A 21,085-nucleotide genomic window follows, 5' to 3' on the forward strand; every position below is an offset into this window, starting at 1 on the left:
ATTTACCTTTTCTGTTCCTTTTGTTCCACAGGATACAGGTATTATTACCCTTTATGTTGGAACAAAACTTCAAGGTGATCAAAATTCTTCAAATGATGTATCAAGTATTACTTTTAGAGTATGTCCTTTATATCATATTCCCCCTTATTCAAAGAATTTTGATGAAAACTGGCTAAATTCAAGTGAGCCTCCTTTCTGTGGATGGGTAATTGTTGATGGAGGGAGTGAATCACCTCAGGTTATTAACAACAATGACTGGCACAGATATGTTTCTGCAAATCCTCAAAGAACTGTAGCAAGAATATACTTTTCTCCTGTTGAATGGAGTGATGACTGGCTCATATCTCCAAGATTCAATTGTTCACAGTATGGAACATATACCCTTTCTTTCTGGCATTATTATAATGATTATTCAACTTCAACACCTGATTCAGGAAGAGTTTTATTATCAACTGATGGAGGAAATACCTGGATAAAAATTGCAATGTATTCTAATCAAGATGATTCTGGAACCAAATATTTTGATATTACTCCATATGTAAATGGAAAGGACAATGTAAAAATAGCCTTTCATTATGTTGCTTATAATGAATGGTGGTGGTATATTGACAATTTTTCAATAAATTTTGTTCCTGATAATGAGGGACCAACAATTTCTCTCATTCAGATTCCGCAAAATGCTTATCATGGTCCATTTACTGTAAAAGCAATAATAAAGGATATTTCTGGTATTGCTAATGATTCCCTTTATTATATCGTGGATGACATAGTTTACCAAATAGGGCACATTTCAGTTTCTGGAGACACCTTTACATTTCAGATACCGGATCAATCACCTGGGAAACTTGTTGATTTTTATTTAAAAGCAAAAGATTATGCAAACAATACAGCAATAACTCAAACTTACTCCTTCTATGTTCTTTATCCGCTTCCCTCATCAAATTTAATTGCTTATGGAATTCCAGGGCAGAATGATGTAAAACTTAGATGGAATGCTCCTTATGAAGAAATTTATTACTATGGCCAACCTACTTATGCTTGGGGAGCTGCAGATGGAAGTATGATTGCCACAAGGTTCACTCCCCAATATTATCCTTGCAAAATAGAGGCAATTGCTATGATGTTTTATTTATTCCCTGATACTGCTGAACTAATTGTTTGGCAAGATGATGGTTATGGTAACCCGGGTAATGTTATTTACTCAGATACAGTTATTATTACAAATTTGTATCCAAATTTTGAAATTTTTGATTTATCTTCGCGAAATATTGTTATAAATTCAGGAGATTTTCATGTGGGAATAAAATGGTTAGGTGTTAATACTCCTTTTATTGTTTCAGATGACACATCAAGAACAACAAGGAATAAGTATAATGCTGGTTCAGGATGGTTTATTTTCCCATATGATTTTGTTATTTCTTCCTTTGTTTCATATTCACCGCAAATTTTGTCTTCAGTTAAAAGAATAAAAGAGAAAAATATCAAAGTTGAAGAAGAACTATTTTCTGATAATGAAAAAAAGATAATTTTAAATTCACAGCTGAGGAAATATTTAATTCAAGGAAGAGAAACTTTCAAAAAGCCTAATTTATATTACCAGCTTCTTGGTATAGGTAATTTTGAAATTTTGAGGAGTTTGACACCTGGAGGACCTTACACATCAATTGGGACTACGACACAGACTTTCTTTACAGATCCAAATGTAAATACAAACACAACTTACTATTATGTAGTAAAAACAAATTATGTAAATCCAGATACTTTTTCAGAATATTCCAATGAAGCTAAGATAAATGTAGATTTTGAAGGACCCTTATATCAGAATACAAGTTTTGATATAATGAATAATACTCTTTATATTTCTTCAGATATAACTGACTGGACAGGTCTTCTTTATGATTCCCTTGGATATAGATTTGATGGTTCTTCCTTTAATTTCATAACTCATGACAGTGTTAAAAATGCAAAATATTATTATTCAATACCTGTTTCTCAAGGGGTTAATCTTGTTGAATTTTATCTCTTTTCCCGTGACTCTTCCTGGTGGAAAAATCCTGGTAGAGATCCTGATACAGGCTATTATCAATTCACAGGAATTTTAGAAAAAGTAAGGGAAATACCCAAAAAGTTTTTCTTTAATGTTCTAAATTCTCTTTCAAAGGATAATTATGTTAAATTTGTTTACGGAATACCTACAAAAACAGAAGTTGAAATAAGTGTGTATAACATTACAGGAAGAAAGGTAAAGACACTCTTAAAAGAGGAAAAAGAACCTGGTGTTTACTATGTTCTCTGGAATGCAGTTGATGAAAAAGGCAGAAAAATTGGACAGGGAACTTACTTTGTTAAAATTAAAACAAAGGAAAAAGAAGAAATAAGGAAATTTATTATTGTTAAGTAAAAATATAGTTCTTTTTAAAAGGGTTCAAATCCCTTTTTAAACCTTAATAAAATGTTAAAGATAGTTTTAGTTTTTTTTATTTCTCAAATACCATACCCTGTTTTACCTAAGGGTAAAACTGAAACTTCTGAATGGATTCCTTATAGTTTTAAAGGTTCTGAATTTTTTAAATACGAAGTAAGGGGAGTAGAAGGTAAAAAAACAAAAACAGGATATGAAATTATACAAATTTCAAAATCTGAAGAAAAATATAAAATTAAAATTGAAGGTAAATATGGAGAGAGTGAGGGCTCATTTACCACTACTGTTGAAAATAAAGATGACATAGCTGGAGCAATAATAGCTCAATCTATTTTTAACCCTTATCTTGCACCTCTTGCTGTTACTCTATTTTCCCCTGCTTGGGTTGTTTACTTTGGGGTAATCGGAATCAGTACTGAAGAAGGTTCTTACTGGAAACAAAAGGATGATTCTGGTAATTTAACTGAAGTAGAGGTGAAAGGTTCTGAAACTTATGCTGGTAAAAAGGGGAAGAAGATGATTGTCAAAGAAAATGGAAAAGAAGTATGGGTTATAGTGTGGGCAAAGGATGTTGCTTTGCCCCTTTATATAAAGATGGGTAAAGAAGATGAAGGTTTTTATGAATTAAAGCTTGTTGAATATAAGGAGTAAAAAAGAACTTTTTAAAAAAAATCTAAAATTTCTTAGATGCTGTAAGGTAAAATTTTAATATAAAGTTATCACTCTTTTTTCTTCCTTGATTAAAATTTTATTTTTCTTTTTTATTTCTTCTTTAAATTCTTTTATTGCCTTTATTGTTTCTTCATAACTTCCTCTTGCATTCCAAAAATAAAATTCTCTGACACCTGAAAGATAGGCTCCTTCTAATTGAGCTTTTATATAATCTTTTCCGAAAGAAGGAGATCTTAAATCAAATGCCTGGACATAAACAGAAATTTTTGTATTTATTATACCCTTTGCCCTTATTGGTGCAAGAGCATATATTAGAAATTCCCTACCATAAAAATTTTCATTATTTCTCTCAATGTATAAAAAATTTTTACCGAAATGGGAAGGATATAACATAAAAGCAAATTTATCAAGATGTTTACCCATTAACTCTAAATCCTGACCCTCCCTTTCTACCTTTCCCCAAAAGCAAACGAATCCATAGGTGCATGCTGTTAATGTAACATCCTTTAAACTATCTTTAACTTCTTTTAAAAAATCTTCTATTATCTTCTCCTTACTTATTTTTCCCATACCTTCATAGAAAATTAAATCTAAATTACCATCAGAAGGAAATCTAACATAATCAAGGTGTATTTCTTTAAATCCGTATTCTTTTAATTCTTTTAAAATGCTTATTAGATAATTTCTTACTTCCCTTTTATAAGGATTTAACCAATATGCACCATGTTTATCTTGCCAAGGTTTTCCTGTATTTTTATCCAGTATAAACCAATCAGGCTTTTCTTTTGCTAAATTATATTCAACAAAACATACAAATCTTGCAATTGGTTTTAAATTATTTTCTCTTATTTTTCTAAGATATTCTTTTAAGTTTTTTAAAAGTGGTCTAACAATCCGAAGATCTTTAACAATTTTATTTTTAGTATCATAAAAAATATATCCAGATTCTTTAACATCTAAAACTATCCCATTTATTATGTTCTCTTTTGCATATTCAAATATTTTTTCAAGAATTTGATTCTTTGAAGCTAAATAGGCATTTAAATAGAGAGCAAAAAAAAGAGAATCAGCCAATTATTTTATTTTTAATACTTTTTTATTTTCTCTCCCTTTTATAAAAATTATTCTTGCTTTTTCATTTCTTCTTCCTGAAATATCATAGAAAATTTTATCTTTTACTTCATAACTTATAGTATAATCTGTTTTTGTTTTTTCATTTATTTCAAGTCCTATACCGTTATCGTAAAAGATAAATCCAAGTGAATCAGTTGAACCTGTTTGTAGATAAATTCTCAAAGTAAGTTTAATCCAGTATGCATTGAGTGGGGCTACCTCTTCAGCTATTAACTCCTGCCAGAAAGGAGAATCTGTTGAATATGATGAAAAAAAGTAATCATTTAGTGAACTTGAATCCTGAGCGCACCAGGTACAGTAAATTCTTCCTCTCACATCAGGGTCATTGTCAAATACAAAAAATTTTATCCTGTAATTTAATCCCTGATAATCGACCGGAACAAATTGTTCTAATGCATCAGTAAAACTTGTTGTTTTACTTTTTCTTTCAACTTTTATAGAATAAATTCCCTCATTAACGATATTTCTCTCCTTATAAACAGGTAAAGCAACAGGGTGATTTACATTCCAATCCTGAGGTGTTGTTGTATCTACCCATTTTTCAAAACTTGGGTTTTTTATATTTATCCATATTTGTGTTATTAAAATATAAATCCACATAATTTAACCTCCTATTTAAAAAATCTGTACTTAAATATATAAAAAATAGCCTTTATTCCATCTCTCCAGTTTATTTTTTTACCTTCTTCATAAGTTCTACCAAAATATTTTATTCCTACTTCATAAATTCTCCATTTTTTTGGTTTTGATATTTTTACTGTAAATTCTACTTCAAACCCAAAGTCATTGCTTTTTAAATTAATTTCCTCAAGAACTTCACGTCTAAACATTTTTGTGCAAACTTCAATGTCTGAAAAGTTCATATCACATAGTAAGTTAATTAAAAAACAGATTATTTTATTTCCAAGATAATGATGAAAATACAAAACCCTGTGAGGTTCCCCATAAAATCTTGAACCATATACAATATCTGCTTTATCTTCTAATATTAGAGGTAACATTTTATTCCACTCTTCAGGATCATATTCATAATCTGCATCATGAATAACAATTATATCACCTTTTGCTTCTTTAAATCCCCTTCTTAAAGCAGCTCCTTTTCCCATATTTTTTTCTTGAAAAAAAATTTTTATTTCTGGGTCATTTATTTTATTAAGTATTTCCCTTGTTCCATCTGTTGATCCATCATCAACAACAATAATTTCTTTTTCTAAATTCCCATAGAGTTTTACCTCTTTAATTTTTTTAAGTACCCCCTCAATATAATTTTTTTCATTGTAACAGGGAACCACAATTGAAAGTTTTTTAAATTTCTTCATTTAAATGTTCTTTAAAATATTCAATAGTTTTAAGTAATCCCTCTTCAAAACTCACTTTTGGTTCCCATTCTAAAAGTTTTTTTGCCTTTTCAATATCTGGACATCTTTTTTTAGGGTCATCTTTTGGTAAAGGTAAAAATTTTTTATTTAAATTTTTATTCAATAATTTCTCAACTATCTCAGCAAGTTCAATAATTTTAATTTCATGAGGATTACCAAGATTTATAACCTCTCCTTTTAAATTTGCTTTAATCCCTACTTTTATTAAACCTTCAACCATATCATCTATGTAACAAAAGCTTCTTGTTTGACTTCCGTCACCGTAAATAGTAAGGGGCTCATTTCTAAGTGCTTGCACGATAAAATTGGGAATTACCCTTCCATCTTCCATTTTCATTCTTGGGCCGAAGGTATTAAATATTCTTACTATTCTTATATCCACATTAAATTTCCTGAAATAAACCATACATAAAGCTTCTCCAAATCTCTTTGATTCGTCATACATACTTCTTTCACCAATAGGGTTTACATTCCCATAATAATCTTCTTTTTGAGGATGAACTAAAGGATCTCCATAAACTTCAGATGTGGAAGCAAAGACAAAGACTGAATTATCTATTTTTGCTTTGTCAAGGAGATTCTTTGTTCCTATTGAATTTACAAGCATTGTTTCAAGCTGAAATTCATGGTAGTGTTTCGGTGAAGCAGGGGAAGCTATGTGATAGATTATGTCAAATTTTTTTTTAATATTTAACTTATTACATACATCTAACTCTAAAAATTTGAAATTTTTGTATTTTTTTAAAATTTCTACATTTTTTTTACTACCTGTAATAAAATTATCAATTCCTGTTACTTCATCACCCTTAATTAAAAATTTTTCGCATAGATGAGATCCTATAAAACCTGCACACCCTGTGATTAATATCCGCATCCCTTTCTCCCTACCGGAATATAGATATAGTCAAGTTTACATATTTCTTCCATATCCAAACAGTTTCTTCCATCAACAATAATTGGTGTTTCCATCAATTTTTTAATTTTTTTATAATCTAAATTTTTAAAGATTTCCCATTCTGTGAGTATTAAAATCGCGTTTGCACTTTTTGCAGAATCGTAAGGATCTTTTGAGTAATAAATTCTTTCATTATTTTTGAATTCCCTTTTAAAATTTTCCATTGCATAAGGATCATAAACTCTTAAGTAGGCTCCTTCCTCTAAGAGTTTTTTTACTATCTTTATACTTGGAGCCTCTCTTATATCATCTGTCCCGGGTTTGAAAGCAAGACCATAAATTGCAAAAGTTTTATCTTTGATTATCCATAAAACTTTTTTAATTTTTTCAATAAATTTTTCTATCCTTTTTTCATTTATTCTATCAACACACTTTAAAAGTTCAAAATCTAAGCCCAGTTCTTCACCTATTTTATAAAAGGCCTTTACATCCTTTGGGAAACATGAACCACCATAACCTATTCCAGCATTTAAAAATTCCCTTCCTATTCTCTTATCCAGTCCCATAGCTTCAGATACTTTCAAAATATCAGCACCAGTTTTTTCACACAAATCTGCTATCATGTTTATAAAGGATATCTTAGTCGCAAGGAAAGCATTTGAAGCATGCTTAATAATCTCGGCTGTTTCAATATCTGTAAAGATAACTGGAGCATTAAAATCTTCATATATTTTTTCAAAAATTTTTTTAGCTCTTTCGGATTCAACTCCTACAACAATTCTATCGGGCTCTAAAAAGTCCTTGATTGCTGATCCTTCTCTTAAAAATTCAGGATTTGAAGCAACTTCATAGGAAACATTTTTCTTAACATAAAGGGACATAATTTTTTTAATCCATTCTGCAGTTTTTACTGGGACAGTACTCTTTTCAACAATAAGAGTAAACTTTTCTAAATTTTTTGCAATTTCTCTTGAGGCATCTTCTACTTGAGATAAATCTGCTTTTCCATCTGGAAGAGGAGGAGTTCCTACACATAAAAAAATAACCTCACAGTTTTCCAGAATAACATTTATTTTATCAGTGAATTCAAGTTTATTAAAATTTTTATTAAGCAACTCTTTTAAGCCTGGTTCAAAAAAGGGTATATTTTTATTCTTTAGGGTATTTATTTTATTACTATCCTTATCCATTCCAAATACTTTAAAGCCTTTTTCAGCAAAACAAACTGCTGTAACAAGACCAACATGTCCAAGACCTATGACACCCAGATTCATTTAATTTCTCCCTTCAAAATTTAATTTTAAAAATGAAGTTTAAGATAATATTATATTTTCTTGCAAAAAAATCATTATAATTCTTAAACTATAACCTTAAATGGAAAAATTTGATATTTATCTACATTCACCTGAATTTATTTATATATGCAATGAAAGTTTTGATATTTATTACAAAAAAGATATAGGAATAAAAGAAGAAAAAATTGTTTTTATAGGTGATTATAAAGAAGGGAAAAATAAAATTGGTGATTCAACAAGGTTTTATAATTTAAAAGGTAAAATAATTTTACCTGGATTTATTGACCCTCACACCCATCCAGTTTACTCAGATGATAGAATTCTCGAGTTTGAAGAAAGATTGTTGGGTAAGAAGTACCTTGAACTTTTAAAAGAAGAAAGAGGAATTTTATATACTGTTAAAAAAACAAGGGAAAAAAGTAAAGAGAGTTTAAAAAAAATAGTAAAGGAAAGATTAAGGAAATTTTTAGAACATGGAACTTTAACAATTGAAGCAAAAACAGGCTATGGATTATCTGTTGCGGAGGAAATCAAACACCTTGAAATTTTATATGAACTAAAAAAGGAACTTCCCTTAGATATAAAAATTACTGCACTTTTTGCTCATGCAGTACCTAAAGAAAAAAGTAAGGAAGAATATATTGAGGAGATTTTAAATTATGGTCTTAAAGAGGCTTCAAAATATGCAGATTTCTGTGATGTGTTTGTTGAAAAAGGGGTTTATACAAAAGAAGAAGGAAAAAGAATACTTCTTGAGGCAAAAAAATATGGAATGTTACCAAGAATTCATGCGGATGAACTCTCCAATTCAGGTGGAGGAGAACTGGCTCTGGAAGTAAATGCTATATCCTGTGATCATCTTGAATATACTCCTTTAAATATACTAAAAAAAATGAGGAATAAAAATATTTCCTGCATTCTTCTTCCAGCTACTTCCTTTTATATGAGATTACCTTTTGCAAAGGGAAGAAAAATGCTTGATCTTGGTCTTTCAGTTTCTCTTGCAACTGACCATAATCCAGGAACATCTTTTACTTTTTCTCAGATTTTTGTTGCTGGACTTTCAATATTTTTAATGGGTTTTAAAATTGAAGAAGCAATTAAGGCAATTACTATAAATTCAGCAAAATCTTTATTAATGGATGATAAAAAGGGTTCTCTTGAAATAGGTAAAGATGCTGACCTTGTTGTTTTTGATATAAAAAGACTATCCTATTTATTTTATGATTTTTATAATGTAAAAAAACCTGTGCTTGTAATAAAAAATGGAAAGGAGGTTATAAATGAAATTGATTGAGTGCGTTCCTAATTTTTCTGAAGGAAGGAATAAAAAAATAATAGATGAAATAGTTAATGTTATAAAAGAAATTGAAGGAATAAAAGTTCTTGATGTGGATATGGGATATGATACAAATAGAACAGTTGTTACTTTTATTGGAGAACCAGATAAAGTTAAAGAAGCAGCCTTTAGTGCTATAAAAAAAGCAGCAGAACTTATTGATATGAGAAAACATAAAGGTGCTCACCCCAGAATAGGTGCCACTGATGTCTGTCCATTTATTCCACTTAGGGATGTAACCTTTGAAGAATGTAATGAGATAGCAATTGAAGTTGCAAAAAGGGTTGGAGAAGAATTAAGGATTCCTGTATATTTATATGAAAAATCAGCTAAAATACCAGAAAGAAGGGATCTTTCCTATATAAGAGAAGGTGAATATGAGGGATTAGCTGAAAAGATTTATAAACCTGAATGGAAACCTGATTTTGGCCCCCAGGAATTTAATCCTAAAACAGGTGCCACTGTGATAGGTGTGAGGGAATTTCTTATTGCTTATAACATTAATTTAAATACAAGGGATAAAAGATACGCAGAGGATATAGCCTTTGAAATTAGAGAGAAGGGAAGAACAAAAAGAAAGGGTAACATTTATCCCTTTTACTTTAAAGGCGATATTGTTAGATATAAGGAAAATGAATATCCCTGCGGTGAATGTGAATTTATAGGAAAAACTTTAGAAGAAACTTATCATCATGTTAAGGATAATCACGGTTATGATCTCTATGAACTTTTAAAGATGAATGGAATTGATATAAAAAATATTATTGGTAAACCAGTAAAGAAAAAGGGGTTATTTAAAAAAGTTAAAGCAATAGGTTGGTACATAGATGAATACAAAAGAGCACAGATAAGTATAAATTTGACTGATTATAAAGTAACAAATATGCATCATGTTTTTGAAAAAGTAAAGGAGCTTGCCAAAGAAAGAGGGCTATCTGTTACTGGAAGCGAATTGGTTGGTTTAGTTCCTTTTAATGCTATTTATGAATCAGGTCTATTTTACCTTGAGAGACAGAAAGTTTCAAAAGGTCTTCCAGTGAGGGATATTCTTGAAACAGCAGTTCAATCATTAGGATTAAGAGATGTAACTGAATTTGAAATAGAAAAGAAAGTTCTTGGGTTACCTCTTATCTTTGAATCAAAGTTACCAAAGATGTCAATATGGGATTTTGCTGATGAACTTTCAAGGACTTCTCCTGTTCCAGGAGGAGGTTCATCCAGTGCTCTTTCGGGTGCTATTGCTTCATCCCTCTGCAGTATGGCTTTAAATATTACAATTTCTAAATTGAAAACTGAAGAAAATTTTGAATTGCTTTCAAATACCTCTTTAAAATTCCAGGAATTGAAGGATTATTTTCTTGTTGCAATGGATAAGGATAGTGAAAGTTTTCAGAAGTATATGGATAGTTTAAAAAGTGGAAAAAGTAAAAAGGAAGTTTTTAATGCTCTTCTTGAAACAATCAATGTTCCTTTTGAAGTTGCTGAGAAATCTTTATTTGCTTTGAAACTTATTGATGGTATTATAGAATTTATTGATGAAAATGTTATTTCAGATTTGGGTACAGGGCTTGAGATGTTTAATTCCTCTTTCAAAGGAGCCATGTTTAACGTATTAATTAACTTGAAAAATTTAGAAAATGAGTTTAAAATTAAATACAGGGCAGAAATGGAAAAAATGGTAGAGGAGTTTGAATCTTTATTTAAAAAACTTGAAAATATTATTTTAAAAAAATTAAAAGGAGGTAAAGAATGATTTTAAAGGAACGATTTCAAAACCTCGCTTTCAAATATTACAGTAACCGTGAATTTGATAAAGCTTTAAGGCTTCTGGATAGATTATTAGAAGAAGATAAGGATAATTTTAATCTTCTTCTTTTTAAAGGTGATATTCTATTTGAAAAAGAGGAAATAGAATCTGCTCAAAGTTATTATATTTCTGCTCTTGAAAAGGCTAATAAGGAAAAAAATCATTTCAAGAGATTGTTAAGTTTGATGAAATTGAAAAGAATTCAGGGTGAAACCAATGAATTAAATTCAAGAATATTCATATCTGCCTATTATCTCGGTATTTTAAAGTTATGTAAGGATTCACTTTACAAACTCTTAAGAGAAGAGGTAATTGATGATTCAAAAAAGTATCTTGAAAGAATAATAAAAGAGCTTTTTAACAATACCCCCACACAGAGTTTTCTTTTAGGAGTTCTTAATATTTATCTCAAAAATGATGAAGGTTTAAAATTATTAAAAAATGCTTTCGAAAACATTGATTCTGACGAGAGGTTAAGAAATTATAAAGAGTTAATAAAAAAATTCATTTATGTAGAAAATAAACCTTCTTTAAGTGAGCTTGAAGATATTCTTAAAATAGAAGGGTTATCTGAAAAAAAATTAGAACCTTCAGGTACAGTTGAGCTTGCTGACCTCCTTAAAAGTATAGGTTCTCTTGAGGAGGCAATTCTTGAATATTACAGTGCAATTTACGGTTATTTGAAATCTGAATCTAACATAGAAAAGGCAAGGGAAGTGCTGAATAAGATAAAAGAAATTTCTCCTCAGGAGGAAAGGCTTACAAAAGTTGAGGAATTTTTAGATAAGTTTGAGAGCACAAAGGTGGAAACAGGGAAACTTCCTGAAATCACACATGAAATTTTACTTAAAATATATGAGGAATTTTTACTCCCTGAAAATAGTGTTGAAAATTATATTACCTTTTTGAATCTAATGGCTGAGTGGAATATGCATGAGGATGTTATTAATGATTATAAAGAAATAGAAGATACTGTTTCAGTTGATCTCTTTGCTCCCTATTATCTTTATACCTTGTATTTAACAGGAGAATATGAAGAAGTAGTTTCAAAATCTGATAAATTTATAGAAGCTACAGAAAGTGAGGAAACGCTTAAATTTATAAAGTATTTTAAAGCATTATCTTTATACAATCTTAATAATAAACAAGAGGCACTTGAAATTTTGGGTTCTATTTATGAGCAGGACCCCGGTTTTTTAGATGTTAAGGAATATTTAGAAATAAAAAGACCAGAAGAAGCTCTGGTAAGTGAGTCTGTTTTAAGAGAAGAGAAAGAATTAACTGTTCATGAAAAAACTACTGAGATTCCTGAGATATTGACACCGGAAGTTGAAGAAAAAGAAGCTGTAATAGAAGAAATTAGAGAAGTTTACGAGGAAAAAGAAGTACCAGAAATGGAAAAGGTTAAATTATCAAAAAAGATGATTAAAGAACATTTTATTATTCTTTGAAGGAGGTAAAAAATGGAATTATTTGAATTTTTTGGTTTTAAAAAAGACCCTTTTACAATGATTCCTGATCCTGAACTTTTCTATCCTTCCAGAATACATAGAGAAGCACTTGAAAAAATTAAATACTGTATAACAAAAAACAGGGGAGGTTGTGTATTAACAGGTGAAGTGGGTACCGGGAAGAGTATGATTTTAAGAAAATTACTTCTTGATTTTTATCAACATGAAAACTATATTCCTCTTTTTGTTCTCTTTGCTCATCAAGAAGTAAATGTAAAATGGTTTTTAAAGAAAGTTTCAAGATTTTTTGGTTTAAATGATACAGAAAATATTTCAAGTTTAAAAGAAGAATTTATATCTTCAATTTTAGATTCTTTTGAAAAAGGGAAAAAATTCATATTTTTGCTTGACGAAGCTCATAAAATAAAATCACCGGAACTTAAGAACTTCTTTAGAGATATTCTTTCAATAGAAACTATGGATGAGAAACCAATCTCCTTTGTTTTTGTTGGTCTTTCAGAAATAATAAAAAATTTCAGAGAAGATCCTAATTTCAGTCAAAGAATACCTATTTGGATTTCTCTTGAAAAGCTTGATGATTCAGAAGTAATAGATTATATTAATTTCAGACTAAAAAAGGCTGGAGGAGAAGAAGAAATTTTTACACAAGAGGCAAAGGATAAAATAAGGGAAGTTTCAAATGGTATACCGAGGGTTATAAATGCTATATGTGATGCCTCTTTGCTTGAATGTTATATGCAGGGTAAAAACAGGGTGGGGTTAAATGATGTTGAAAAGGTGATTACTGGTATGGGATTATGAATATTTCAGAATTAAAGAAGAGAGCAAGGGAATATGAGTTAAGAGGAGATTACAAAAAAGCTTTAGAAACTTACCAAACTATTTTGAAATATGAAAATAATGATCCAGAAACTCTATTTAGAATAGGGCAAATTTTAATAAAATTCAAACAGGAAAAAAAGGCAGGAGAATTTTTATTAAAATCTTTTGAAATTTTTGAAAAACAAGGAATATATGATAAAAGAACTATAGCTTTACTAAAAAAATTAATTCAACTTTATCCTGATAAAAAAGATCTCTATAGAAAATTAGCAGAGGCATATTATCATGTAGGAGATTATGGAGAGGCTGGTAAAACTCTTGAATTTTATATTGAATTTCTTTTTAAGAATGGTGAATATGAAAAAGGTTTTGAAAATTATGAACTTCTTTTAAGATGGCAACCTGAGAATTTTGCCTTAAAGGAGAGAGTTGCTGAACTTTATCTTGATTTCAAAAAAAACAAGAGGGCTATTGAAATTTATTTTGAGCTTTTGTCTTATTTTTTTAACAGAAATAAAGAAAAAGAAAAAGAAATCAGAAATAAACTCTTATCTCTCGGTGTTTCTGAAAAAGAAATTGAAGAGAGAATAAGTTCGGATAGCGAATCAGAGGAAAAAGATAGTGTTTTTGTAACACTGGATGAACTCTTAAAAGGTGATAGACCTAAAGTAACAAGAACTCTTAAACAGGTAAAAGAAACTGAAAAAGAAGAAAAAGTAGAAATGGTCGAGATGAAAGAAATAGAGAAGGAAATTCAAAAAGAAGTTGAAGAGGAATTTAGTCAGGAAGTTTCTAACATGGAATTCGGGTCAGAAGCTGCTGTAAGTGAAGAAGAGGTTTTAGAAAGTGAGATAAAAAATCCCTTTAAAGTTAAAACTCTTGCTGAAACACTTCTTATGATGGGTGATTATACAGGAGCTCTTGATACTTTTTATAAAGCTTTTGAACTTTATTTACAGGAAAATTTAGTGATAGAGGCTTATAATATACTCAAGGAAATTGCGAGTAAATGGCCGGAAGAAATAAAAGCAAGAAAAGAAATGGTAAAAATTTCCCATATGTTGAAAAATAAAGACCTTCTTGTTGATAGTATAATTTCCCTGGCTGAGTGTTTATATAAGAGAGGAGCAAAGGATGATGCTTTAAAGTGGTTCTTAAAGGTACTTGATATTGAGCCAGATAATAAAAAAGCTATTGAATTTGTCACAATGATAAGTCCTGAATCCTTAGAAAAATTACAGAAAAGTAAAGTAGAGGTTCCTTTAAAAAAGGAAAAAACTGTAAAAGTGGAAGAACCAAAAACACCTGAGAAGGAATTTGTTAAGATAGAAAAGAAAAAAACTTTTGAGGAGGAAAAAAAAGAGGAATTTATAGATTTAAAAAGTCAAATTTTTGAAGAATTGGAAGAGGAGGAGAAAAAGATTAAAAAGGATATATTCAGTGAAGTGAGGGAAACTCTTCATAAATTTTCAAAGGAAATAGATTATAAAGGCAAGCTGGAACTTGGTATCGCAATGAGAGAAATGGGGCTTTATGAAGAGGCTATAATAAACCTTAAAGAAGCCTTAAATTCAGAAGAAACAAGGGCAAAATCTCTTGAGCTTCTTGGTGAAATTTTTATGGAGTTAAGGAAATTTAATATTGCGATAGAGTATTTTGAAAAAGCTTTGCAGGAAAAGAATCTGGAAGAAAGAAGACTTATTTCAATTGAGTATCATCTGGGACAATGCTATGAAAATTTAGGTGACCCTGTCAATGCTTTAACTTATTATAAAAGAGCCTATGAAAAAGACCCTGAAATAATGGGTTTAAAAGATAAAATTGAGGAACTTGAAAGTAATAGAAGAAGAGTAGTGGACGAGGATAAAATTTCTTTTTTATAAAAGATTGTAAAATTTTCTGATTTTTATTTATAATATCTGAAATGCAAAGTATTTCTTATCTTGATTTTTATAACTTTAAAAAAGAACCCTTTTCAGCTGCACCTGATGAGAATTTCTGGTTTAATTCTCCGCAACATAGGGAGGCACTTATAAAAATTATTCATGGTATAAAAAACTATAGAGGTTTGATTACAGTAACAGGTGACATTGGTCTTGGAAAAACAACTTTAGCTCGAAAACTTTTGAGTGAGCTTACAAAATATGAAAACTTTGAACCTTCTTTAATAGTTATTGTTCATTCTGATATCAGTAAAATATGGTTTTTAAAAAAAATTGCCAGTAATTTGAAAATTCAGGTTAACGATAATGATCCTGTGTCTCTTGTTTCAAATGTTTCAAGAAAATTAATAGAAATGTATAAAAATTCCAAAATTCCTGTTATATTAATTGATGAAGCTAATATGCTAAAAAATAAAGAAATTATGGAAGAGATAAGGGGTCTTTTAAATATTGAGATTCCAGGAAAACGTCTTTTAAACTTTATACTTTTTGGTTTGCCACAATTAGAAGAAAATCTTAAAATGGATATGCCACTTTATGAGAGAGTTGCTTTAAAAATTAATCTTAAACCCCTTGACTTTGATTCTATGAAGGAATATATAAATCACAGATTGAAATTGGCTGGAGCTGAATATAAGATTTTTTCAGATGATGTTTATGAAATAATTTATAAATATTCCAAGGGTAAACCAAGACTTATTAATACAATTTGTGACAATGCACTCCTTGAAGGCTTTTTAAGAAAAACAAAATTGATTAACAGTGGTATTTTTAATAAAGTTGTAAAGGAACTTGGTTTATGAAAGATTTTAAAATAGATTTGCATACACACACTATTTTTTCAGATGGAGAATTATCACCTAAGGACTTAATTTTGAAAGCAAAAAGAGAAGGTATAAAAGTTCTTGGTATATGTGATCACGATACATTAGAGGCAAGAAATTTTATTCCAGAAACAGATTTAGAAGTTATACTTGGAACTGAGCTTTCTTTAAGTGATGGAGAGAGAGATATACATTTGCTCGTATATTTTCCTGAACCGGAGTCAGAACTTGAGAAAGTATTAATAAATATTAGAAGAGTAAGATTTGAGAGAATAAAAAAAATAATAGAAAAATTAAAAAACCTGGGAATCAAAATTGACCTTGAAGAAGTAATTGAAGAAAAAAATATTCAATCTTTTGGAAGACCTCACATAGCAAGAATTCTTGTTAAAAAGGGTTATGTATCCTCTATTGATGAAGCTTTTGAACTTTATCTTGGAAAAGATAGACCTGCTTATGTTCCGAAATTCAAATTAACACCGAAAGAGGGGATAGAGCTTGCATTAAAATCAGGAGGAATTCCTGTTATAGCTCACCCTGGAGTTGAAAATATTGATTATGATTATCTTGATTACTTAAAAAAACTTGGAATGAAAGGTGTCGAAGTTTTTTATCCGGATCATGATAAGGAGAAAGAGGAATATTATCTTGAATATGCAGTTAAAAACAACTTATTAATAACAGGTGGTTCTGATTATCATGGTGATAACCATGAGGGTAAAAATAAAATTGCAAATAAAACATGTCCTTACGAATATTATCTAAAACTTAAAAAATTTAAAAATGAAATGCCTTATAGCAAATAGAGGAGAAATAGCTGTAAGAATAGCAAGAACTTTAAGAGAAATGGGAATATCGCCGATAGGAATATACTCTGACCCTGATAAATTTTCACTTCATAACTTTTTTATGGATTTTTCTTACCCTTTAAATGGTAAATCAAGTTATGAAACATATTTAAACATTGATAAAATATTATGGGTTATTGAGAAAGAAAAACCTCAGTTTTTACATCCGGGTTACGGTTTTTTATCAGAGAATTATCTTTTTGCACTTGAAGTTGAAAAAAAGGGTGTAAATTTTGTAGGACCATCTCCAGAGTCTATGAGGCTTATGGGTGATAAAGCTCTTGCAAGAAAAATTGCGGAAAAATGTTATGTTCCAGTTGTTCCAGGTTATTCAGGTAAACTGGAGAATCCTGAAGAAGCATTGAAAATAGCAGAAAAAATCGGTTTTCCTTTATTTTTGAAGGCAAGTTTAGGTGGCGGTGGAAAGGGTATGAGGATTGTAAAGAATAAGGAAGAATTTGTTTCTCTATTTAATTTAGCTTACAGGGAAGCAGAAAGTGCTTTTGGTGAAGGTTCCCTTTATATTGAAAAATTTATTGAAAAACCAAAACATATTGAAGTTCAGATAATAGCTGATAAAAAGGGGAATTACTATGCTCTCGGTGAAAGGGAATGTTCTATACAGAGAAGACACCAGAAACTTATTGAAGAAAGTCCCTCATATTTTATTGATGATAAAATAAGAAGGGATATTGAGGAAGCTGCGATGGAGATCGCTAAGGCTTGTAATTATTATAATGCTGGAACAGTAGAATTTATTTTTGATGAAAATAAAAATTTTTACTTTATAGAGATGAATACAAGATTGCAAGTAGAGCATCCTGTAACAGAAATGAGAAGCATGCTTGATCTTGTTTATCTTCAGTTAAAAGTTGCAAGTGGAGAAGAGCTTAAACTTGAGAAACTGTATCCTTTAAAAGGTTATTCCCTTGAAGTTCGTATATGTGCTGAGGATCCTTATGAAAATTTTATTCCTTCACCTGGAGAAATAAAGTGGCTTACTTATCCTTCGGGTCCATTTGTAAGAGTTGATTCAGGTGTATACCAGGGTTTTTATGTTCCAGAAGAATATGATCCTTTAATAATGAAGATAATTGTATGGGGTAAGGATAAAAAAGAGGGGATTCAGAGGATGAAAAGAGCTCTTAATGAGCTATTTATTGCTGGTATTAAAACAACAAAAGAGTTCTGCTTGAATGTTATTTCAAGTGAATTTTTTGAAAAAGGAGAATATGATACCTTTTTACTTGAGAGATGGAAACCTGAAAATTTAACTCCTTTTATTTTTGAAGAAGAGTTATCTTCACTTATTGAAACACAGAGTTTAATAGAGGAAAAAAGACAAAGCACAATAAGTCCTTGGAAAAATTTTAGATTCTTCCATAATAATTTTGAATTATGATAAGAGAAGTAATTTCAAATGATATACTCCTAAAAACTCTTCTTGTAGGATTAATTGCACAGATAATAAAATCAATTCTTTATTCATTTAAATTTAAAAGATGGAACTGGAAATGGCTAACAGAAACAGGTGGTATGCCTTCTTCTCATACAGCATCCACCTTTGCTTTAACCACAATGGTTGGAATTAGGGAAGGTTTTAGGTCACCTTTATTTGCTGTAACTGCTTTTTTTACTTTTATTGTTATGTATGATGCTGCTGGTTTAAGAAGAGCTGCAGGCAGACAAGCACAGATCTTGAATAAAATAATGGATGAATTTTCTCATACAGGTAAAATTAAAGAAGAAAGGTTAAGAGAACTTTTAGGTCATACTCCTTTTGAAGTAATCGTTGGAGCAGTTCTCGGCATTTTTTTTGGATTGATTTTTGTTTAGTTTTATTTTATAATTTATTATGAAAAAAATAGAAATTGGAGAACCTGTATTCCAAAGAAACCTATTGATGTATCCCTTATATAGAAAGGATAACGGAGATTTTAAAGAAAATATAAAAACAATTGATGAGGCTTATAATGAAGGTTTTGGGAAATTTGAAGAATTAAAGGAGCCTTCTGTGAACAAGATAATTTTTAAAAATAGTGGAAGTTTCCCTGTTTTTGCTATTGATGGAGAAGAAGTAATAGGTGCTTTTCAAAACAGGGTAATTAATACCGCTTTTTTTTCCGAACCAAATACTGTAATAGAAGTTCCTGTTTCTTGTGTTGAAGAGAGAAGGTGGGAAGGTGGAAGAAGTTTTAGCTCTTCAGGAGTAGCTTTATATCCCAGTTTAAGGGCTATCCTTTTAAAAACCACAAATAAGAGCTTATCTTTGAATAAGACCTATTATTCAGATCAGAGTATAGTCTGGAAAAGTGTTAAAAATACTCTTAGTTCTCTTAAGATTACTTCCGGAACTTTATCCATTCATGATGCTTTTAAAGGATATGAATCCCAGATTGAATGGTACTTAGAAAATCTTGATTTAAGTGATGTAAGTGGTTTAGTCGCTTTTGCTGGTGATAAATTTATATGTATGGATCTTTTTGTTTCTCCTTATATTTTTGAAAAATTCAAGAAAAAAATTTTAAGAGGCTATGCTCTTGATGCAATACTCTTAAGGGACCGTCCTACTGATTTTATAAATAAGGATAAGGTTAAAGAGATAATTGAGAAAGTCATAAGAATAAAAATGAAAAAATTTAATGGAGTTGGAAAGGGTATTGAATATAGGGGTGAAGGTGAAAGTTTAATAGTAAGGGGATTTAAGAAAAAAGAAGAAGAGGATTTTTTACATTTAGCAGTTTTCCCAGATATAAAATTATAAATTGGATTTTTTAAATATAAGAATCTTTGATCTTATAGATATTTTAATTTTGTCCTTTTTCTCTTATTTTATTATAAGACTATTCAGGGGTACAAGGGCTGGTTTTATGTTTCTGGGTGTTTTTATTTTATTATTGCTTGCTTTTATTTCTTTCATATTTGATTTAGCTGGAACAAAGTTATTTTTTAATGGTTTGAAAACAATCGGTTTGATTGCCTTTATAATAATATTCCAACCAGAAATAAGAAGACTCCTCACGAGTTTTGGACGGTTGCCGCTTTTAAAAGGAGAAAAAATTAACGAGGAAAAAATTGAAGAAATAATAAATACCCTTGTTAAGGCTAGTTTTTCTCTAAGAGATAAAGGCTATGGTGCAATAATTGTATTAGAGGGGAGGATGGTTTTAAGCGAATACACTGATAAGGCTTTATTCGTGGATGCAAAAATTTCTGAACCATTGTTTCTTGCTATTTTTAATCCGATTTCGCCTGTGCATGACGGGGCATGTGTTATAAAGGATGACAGAATAAAATTTGTAAGGTGTATTCTACCGGTCTCTGATTCACCACTTATAGATATTTCTCTTGGAACAAGACACCGGGCTGCTATTGGTATAACAGAACAGAGTGATTGTTTTACAATTGTTGTTTCCGAAGAAAAAAGAGAGGTTTCTTTTGCTTACCAGGGAAAGTTGATAAGAAGAGTTACAAGGGATACTTTAAGAAGGAATCTTGAAGTCTTTTATAAGGGAAGGTTATAGATAGAAGGAATTAAGGTGAAAGTAAAAAATTAAATACTCTCTTTATGTAATTTTTAAAATTTGATTCATCGGATAAGGAATACTCAATCATAGATTGGTAAATAGGAAATAAAGTTAGAAATCTCAATATACTTCCTGCACTAACTTCCTCCTTTGGTCTTGTAACTTCAACAGGTCCAAAAAAAACAACTTCGTCAGCTTCTGTAAAGTATTTATCAAGAAAATTTATAATTTTTTCAGTGGAGGTTAGATCAATCTGCTTATCTAAGAGTTTAACATAAACAAAAGCATTCTGAATAACGGACACAACATCCTCTGGATATTGATGAAAAAGAAAGGCAAATCTTGATTTTTCATATTTGCCATTTATTCCAAAATATACACCTGATTCAAGAGGTGAATGAACTTCAAATCTTAAAAATATTTTTAATAGATCTGAATTTTTCTGGTAACTTTCGTTTTTCCTTGGTTCTATACCGTATCCAACAAAATTAGCCTCTTCAACATTTAATGAAGGTATAACTGATAGTTTTGAATGCCAGAAAATATCAACACCAACTATTTCCTCTATTGTGTTTAAAATAGGTGTAACAAGATCTTGAAGTTTTGGCCTTATTTCATCATAAAAAAGCTTAACTTTGTCTTTACTTTTAAATGTTTCTTCCAGTTTTTCAATACTTATATAAGGTTTTAACACAATTTCATCCAT

19 protein-coding genes are annotated in these 21,085 nt (G+C 29.9%); 13 read left to right on the plus strand and 6 right to left on the minus strand.

Annotated features, from left to right (window positions below):
- Together ABIN73_08195 and ABIN73_08200 are read left to right on the plus strand one after the other, a co-directional pair.
- A partial coding sequence (locus ABIN73_08195) for a T9SS type A sorting domain-containing protein (protein MEO0269701.1) occupies positions 1–2,401 on the plus strand: 2,401 nt, incomplete at its 5' end.
- A gap of 51 nt (positions 2,402–2,452) precedes the next feature.
- Entirely contained in the window at positions 2,453–3,073 is a 621-nt protein-coding gene (locus tag ABIN73_08200; GenBank protein ID MEO0269702.1) for a hypothetical protein, read from the plus strand.
- Positions 3,074–3,127: 54 nt separating this feature from the next.
- Here the strand turns inward: ABIN73_08200 and ABIN73_08205 are convergent, their stop codons facing one another.
- From ABIN73_08205 to ABIN73_08225, 5 genes are read right to left on the minus strand one after another with little or no spacing between them, the layout of a single operon-like run.
- A complete protein-coding gene (locus tag ABIN73_08205) occupies positions 3,128–4,168 on the minus strand; it encodes a putative glycoside hydrolase (protein ID MEO0269703.1) in 1,041 nt (346 codons plus the stop codon).
- On the minus strand, positions 4,169–4,828 hold the full coding sequence (locus tag ABIN73_08210; GenBank protein MEO0269704.1) for a hypothetical protein: 660 nt from the start codon (positions 4,826–4,828) through the stop codon (positions 4,169–4,171). It lies immediately after the preceding gene.
- 11 nt (positions 4,829–4,839) lie between these two features.
- Positions 4,840–5,547 (minus strand): glycosyltransferase family 2 protein, encoded by a 708-nt coding sequence (locus tag ABIN73_08215; GenBank protein MEO0269705.1) that lies wholly within the window; start codon positions 5,545–5,547, stop codon positions 4,840–4,842.
- Positions 5,534–6,481, minus strand: a complete 948-nt coding sequence (locus ABIN73_08220; GenBank protein ID MEO0269706.1) for a UDP-glucuronic acid decarboxylase family protein — start codon at positions 6,479–6,481, stop codon at positions 5,534–5,536. Before ABIN73_08220 ends, ABIN73_08215 begins: the two co-directional genes overlap by 14 nt.
- A complete protein-coding gene (locus ABIN73_08225; protein ID MEO0269707.1) occupies positions 6,469–7,776 on the minus strand; it encodes a UDP-glucose/GDP-mannose dehydrogenase family protein in 1,308 nt (435 codons plus the stop codon). The genes ABIN73_08220 and ABIN73_08225 overlap by 13 nt, the downstream gene beginning before the upstream one ends.
- A gap of 100 nt (positions 7,777–7,876) precedes the next feature.
- On the opposite strand from ABIN73_08225, the gene hutI reads away from it, so the two are divergent.
- From hutI to cdaA, 11 genes are read left to right on the plus strand one after another with little or no spacing between them, the layout of a single operon-like run.
- Complete coding sequence (gene hutI, locus ABIN73_08230; protein MEO0269708.1) at positions 7,877–9,094, plus strand: imidazolonepropionase; 1,218 nt, start codon at positions 7,877–7,879, stop codon at positions 9,092–9,094.
- Entirely contained in the window at positions 9,081–10,889 is a 1,809-nt protein-coding gene (gene ftcD, locus ABIN73_08235) for a glutamate formimidoyltransferase (protein MEO0269709.1), read from the plus strand. The genes hutI and ftcD overlap by 14 nt, the downstream gene beginning before the upstream one ends.
- Positions 10,886–12,394 (plus strand): tetratricopeptide repeat protein, encoded by a 1,509-nt coding sequence (locus tag ABIN73_08240; protein MEO0269710.1) that lies wholly within the window; start codon positions 10,886–10,888, stop codon positions 12,392–12,394. The genes ftcD and ABIN73_08240 overlap by 4 nt, the downstream gene beginning before the upstream one ends.
- 12 nt (positions 12,395–12,406) lie before the next feature.
- On the plus strand, positions 12,407–13,216 hold the full coding sequence (locus ABIN73_08245; GenBank protein ID MEO0269711.1) for an AAA family ATPase: 810 nt from the start codon (positions 12,407–12,409) through the stop codon (positions 13,214–13,216).
- A complete protein-coding gene (locus ABIN73_08250) occupies positions 13,213–15,120 on the plus strand; it encodes a tetratricopeptide repeat protein (protein MEO0269712.1) in 1,908 nt (635 codons plus the stop codon). The genes ABIN73_08245 and ABIN73_08250 overlap by 4 nt, the downstream gene beginning before the upstream one ends.
- 41 nt (positions 15,121–15,161) lie before the next feature.
- The gene (locus tag ABIN73_08255) at positions 15,162–15,983 is read left to right on the plus strand and encodes an AAA family ATPase (GenBank protein ID MEO0269713.1); all 822 of its coding nucleotides are present in this window, start codon (positions 15,162–15,164) and stop codon (positions 15,981–15,983) included.
- Entirely contained in the window at positions 15,980–16,810 is an 831-nt protein-coding gene (locus tag ABIN73_08260; protein ID MEO0269714.1) for a PHP domain-containing protein, read from the plus strand. Before ABIN73_08255 ends, ABIN73_08260 begins: the two co-directional genes overlap by 4 nt.
- Entirely contained in the window at positions 16,788–18,254 is a 1,467-nt protein-coding gene (locus ABIN73_08265) for a biotin carboxylase N-terminal domain-containing protein (protein MEO0269715.1), read from the plus strand. Before ABIN73_08260 ends, ABIN73_08265 begins: the two co-directional genes overlap by 23 nt.
- Positions 18,251–18,688: a divergent PAP2 family protein gene (locus ABIN73_08270; protein ID MEO0269716.1), complete on the plus strand. Its 438-nt coding sequence runs from the start codon at positions 18,251–18,253 to the stop codon at positions 18,686–18,688. The genes ABIN73_08265 and ABIN73_08270 overlap by 4 nt, the downstream gene beginning before the upstream one ends.
- 19 nt (positions 18,689–18,707) lie before the next feature.
- On the plus strand, positions 18,708–19,616 hold the full coding sequence (locus ABIN73_08275; protein MEO0269717.1) for a DUF6569 family protein: 909 nt from the start codon (positions 18,708–18,710) through the stop codon (positions 19,614–19,616).
- A 1-nt stretch (position 19,617) separates the two neighbouring features.
- Positions 19,618–20,376 carry a diadenylate cyclase CdaA gene (gene cdaA, locus ABIN73_08280; protein MEO0269718.1) on the plus strand — a complete coding sequence of 253 codons (759 nt, stop codon included), beginning with the start codon at positions 19,618–19,620 and terminating at the stop codon, positions 20,374–20,376.
- Positions 20,377–20,386: 10 nt separating this feature from the next.
- Here the strand turns inward: cdaA and ABIN73_08285 are convergent, their stop codons facing one another.
- Positions 20,387–21,085 (minus strand): hypothetical protein, encoded by a 699-nt coding sequence (locus ABIN73_08285; protein MEO0269719.1) that lies wholly within the window; start codon positions 21,083–21,085, stop codon positions 20,387–20,389.

This window comes from candidate division WOR-3 bacterium (assembly GCA_039804025.1).
Classification (GTDB): Bacteria; Hydrothermota; Hydrothermia; order Hydrothermales; family JAJRUZ01; genus JBCNVI01.